General features: G+C 32.4%; 3 protein-coding genes. All 3 read left to right on the top strand.

Features of this window, described 5'->3' with window-relative positions; all coding sequences use genetic code 11:
* The first annotated feature begins 1,193 nt into the window (after window positions 1-1,193).
* Genes CKF59_RS05220 through CKF59_RS05210 form a run of 3 tightly spaced genes read left to right on the top strand, consistent with a single transcriptional unit; the run spans window position 1,194 to window position 3,700 of the window.
* Window positions 1,194-1,934, top strand: coding sequence for a metal ABC transporter ATP-binding protein (locus CKF59_RS05220; protein ID WP_119534909.1), 741 nt, complete (start codon window positions 1,194-1,196; stop codon window positions 1,932-1,934).
* A 9-nt stretch (window positions 1,935-1,943) separates the two neighbouring features.
* Entirely contained in the window at window positions 1,944-2,822 is an 879-nt protein-coding gene (locus tag CKF59_RS05215) for a metal ABC transporter permease (protein ID WP_119534908.1), read from the top strand.
* Window positions 2,816-3,700 (top strand): metal ABC transporter permease, encoded by an 885-nt coding sequence (locus CKF59_RS05210; protein ID WP_119534907.1) that lies wholly within the window; start codon window positions 2,816-2,818, stop codon window positions 3,698-3,700. Before CKF59_RS05215 ends, CKF59_RS05210 begins: the two co-directional genes overlap by 7 nt.
* Window positions 3,701-3,922 lie beyond the last annotated feature (222 nt).

Here is a 3,922-nt window from a genome sequence, read left to right as displayed (position 1 = left end):
CATATAAACGTCTATTCAAATATTATTTTAAGAAAAAATTTAAAAAGTTTGCAAGGCTTAAAAAAGTTTAAGGAGCAGTAATTTGTGTGAGAATTAAATAATTCCCTCAATAAATATGTAAGAATTATAATTTTTATAAAATAAACCTAAGTTTATTTTCCTTGAATATAAGAGATTTAATAAAAAAATAGCATAAAAATTTACCTTTATATATAAAAATACTTGTGCAAAAAACTTGAATTTAGGATAAAGTATATTTGTATGGGTAATGCCCACTTAATTAACTGATTAAATTAGTTAATAAATTGGGGTGCTACCTCAGAGTTTAGAATTTTCTATGTAACCTCAAGCAAATTTCTTTTGCACTTCTAAGCTCTTACAACAAATTAAAGTTAACTCTGCAAGATAATAGGTAAAATGTAACTAGACTTAATCTAGTTTTAATCTAACCTGATTTAATGCACTTTGATTAAGTAGAACTTGCTTATAGTTTGCACCTATAGGATCAAGAACGGCTTAAGTAAGGAAGTGAACTTTAAATTTGTCTACCGCAATTTAGATGTAACTAAGTAGGTTTTTCGTATTTTTCTGTGCTTAGCTTATCTAGGTTGTTTGTTTAATCACGGTTTATTTTAAACCACCAATCAAGCAGTCAGAGCTTTTAGTTCTACTACTCGATGAAAAAGAGGAATGAAATTATTCCAAAGTTTTGTATATTTTTCTTTAATACTTTTCCTCAGGAAAAGTATGCAGGCTTTTGATTTCTTTCCAACCCGCAACTGTTTCCTAACGGTAATTTGAAAATACGGTGACTTAAATAAAAGATTTTACCTAAGTAACAACTTAGGTAGATAAAACAATCGTATGGAGTCGTGTTTTTCAAATTATTCCATCCTTTGCTTTTCATTTTCGCACCAATTTTAACTATCCTCAAAACAAAATTTTGTCGCTTAATCAGTTTTACTTTTACGCAATTCACGTTGATTTGTCGTTTTTTGGTTTAACAAATCTAGACCAACTTGAAGTAAATATAGAACTGAGGTCTTTAAGATCTAGGCTTATTGCGTCTAATTTTGGTAAATAGTTACTATTGGTCTGCCTTGCTTTTATTTATTGTTGCCTATTACTGCTAGCATGCTTTAGCGAGCAAATTTTTTATTTAGTTGTAGAACTTAGACTCTATTTTGCGGAGTATTATTTCTATGAATTATGCAATTGCTGTTCAGGATTTAAATTTAATTTATCCTAATGGACATCAGGCGCTAATAGACGTAAATTTTAAGCTTGAACCTAGTAGTGTTTGTGCGTTAATTGGCATGAATGGTTCTGGAAAGTCTACGCTGTTTAAATCAATTCTCAATTTAGAAAAAGTGACTACAGGAAAAATTTTCTTGCAAGGAAAACCTGTTGGTCAAGCCATTAAAGATAATTTAATTGCCTATGTACCACAAATGGATGCTATAGATTATGATTTTCCTATTAGTGTCTATGAAGTGATTATGCAAGGACGTTATGCTAAGATGAGCTTTATGCGTCGTGCCAAAGAGCAAGACAAAGCTATAGTGCAACAAGTAGCACAAAGAATGCAAATTGAACCTTTGCTCAAACGTCAAATTGGTGAATTATCTGGAGGGCAAAAGAAAAGAGTGTTTATCGCACGTGCACTTGCTCAACAAGCTGATATTATTCTTCTTGATGAGCCGTTTACTGGGGTTGATATTAAAACTGAAGACCAAATTATTCGTTTATTACCTGAATTAGCTCGTGAAGGCAAAACCATCCTCATTTCTACCCATAATCTTGAAAGAGTAAGAGAGTATTGTGACCACACTTTACTGCTCTATCGTACAGTTTTGCAATTTGGTAAAACTTCAGAGGTATTTACTAGCGAGAATATTGAAGCTGCTTTTAATCCTAAAGTTGTGAGAAATTAGGAGGAAAAGATGCTTGCTTATTTATACAGTCTCCTAGTTGAGCCTTTACAATATCAATTTATGATAAATTCGCTATTAGGAGTAATTTTTATCTGCTTTTCTTGTGGTATAGTTTCTACTTTTATGATCCTCAAAGGATGGTCCTTATTTGGCGATGCCTTATCTCATGCCGTTCTCCCTGGCATAGTGATTGCCATCTCTTGGAACTTTAATGTTGCAATCGGGATTTTTGCCATGTCTTTGATTGTAACTTTTGTGATTAATTATTTTCGGAATCATACTAGTTTTCATGAGCAAACCACGCTTGCCTATGTAACCAGCTCGTTCATGGGTATTGGTTTTTTACTCTATTATTTACATCCACCGGGGATTAGAATTAAAGAAATTCTTTTTGGAAAAATGGTGGGTTTAACTACCGAGAATATTATTGGCTTAGGAGTTATCGCCGCTCTAATCTTAGGAATTATCCTTACTTGCTGGCGTACTCTTGCCTTAATCTTTTTTGATAAGGTTTTTGCTCAGATTATTGGCTTAAAAGTAAGAGTGTTTGAATATGTGTTCTATATTCTCTTAGCTATTACCATTATGAGTTCATTACGTTCGGTAGGAACCTTACTTGTTGTCTCGCTCGTAATAATTCCTGGCTCAATTGCCTATATTATTACGACGCAATTAGGGAAAATGTTGTGGATCTCGAGTATTTTTAGTGTGATTACTGGAGTAATAGGTTTATTTCTTTCTTATCATTATCAATTAACTACGGGAGCAACAATTATTACGATTCAGTTTACTCTCTTCCTGTTAGTATTCTTTACGCAGTTTGCTCTCCGCAGATATAGATTAATTCGTAAAGCCCGTAAGTTAAGTAAAGGAGGAATAAAATGCTAGAGTTTTTCTATGAAAATTTTATTGATCCTTTAAATTATGAGTTTTATAGAGTAGCAATTATCACGAGTATTTTGGTCTCTATTTCTACGGCAATAGTTTCTGTAGTAGTTGTAAATAAAAATTGGGCCATGCTTGGCATGGGATTATCTAACTCGGTGTTTCCTGGGGTAGTGCTAGGTTCACTCTTACATTTTCCGATGTCGATGACCTTAGGGGCATTTATTACAGGTCTTTTTTGCTTTTATTTAACTAATTTTATTTTGCGTCATTCGCGCCTTAAAGCTGATGCTGCTTTAGGGATGTGTTATTCGTGCTTTTTTGCAATTGGCTTATTACTATTAAGTTTTGTTAAAACCGAATCACATATTACCCATATTCTATTTGGTAATCTTCTTGGCGTCGAAGAAAGCGACTATTATGAGTTATTAATTATTAGCATTATTGTCATTATCTTTAGCATTACCCGTTTTCGAGACATAATTTTATTTACTTTTGATGAGTTACAATTTAAGATTCTTGGCTTGGGTTTTGAGAGATTTCATAATCTCATGCTCGTAATCTTAACTTTAACCATTATTGCTTCACTACAAGCAATTGGGATTTTACTCACCATTTACTATTTAGTGTTACCAGCGGTTACTGCACAACTTTTTAGTAAGCGTTTACGTAATGTAATGCTATTAGGGATCTTTGTAAATTTAATTTCGAGCTACTTTGGTTTAAGTTTAAGTTATATTTTAAATGTCTCAACTGGACCAACCATTGTGGTAATGCAAACTAGTTTTTTCTTAATTGCTTTTGTCTATCGACGCATCCGCAATTGGTTAATGCGTAATCAAAAAATAGCTCAAGAGCAACAAGAAAGGTTACAAGCTTAGAGCTTGAACTACCAAATTACTACCGTGAGGAGCGACGAATTTTGATTCTGAGCTCCTATTTTTTATGGTAAAGCTAATAGAATATGATATAATTTCACTAAATGAACTTGAAATAAAAATAAGTGTCTCTATATTTAATACGAAAAGATTTAATTAGAGAAGCTGTTCAAGAAAGAAATTTTATCAAGAGCTTATTAGAGTTTAAATTAATGTGTATAAACA

It is taken from the genome of Psittacicella gerlachiana (assembly GCF_003585965.1).
In the GTDB taxonomy this organism is placed as follows: domain Bacteria; phylum Pseudomonadota; class Gammaproteobacteria; order Enterobacterales; family Psittacicellaceae; genus Psittacicella; species Psittacicella gerlachiana.
Note: the sequence above shows the minus strand (reverse complement) of the source record. Positions and strands in the feature narration are given on the sequence as shown.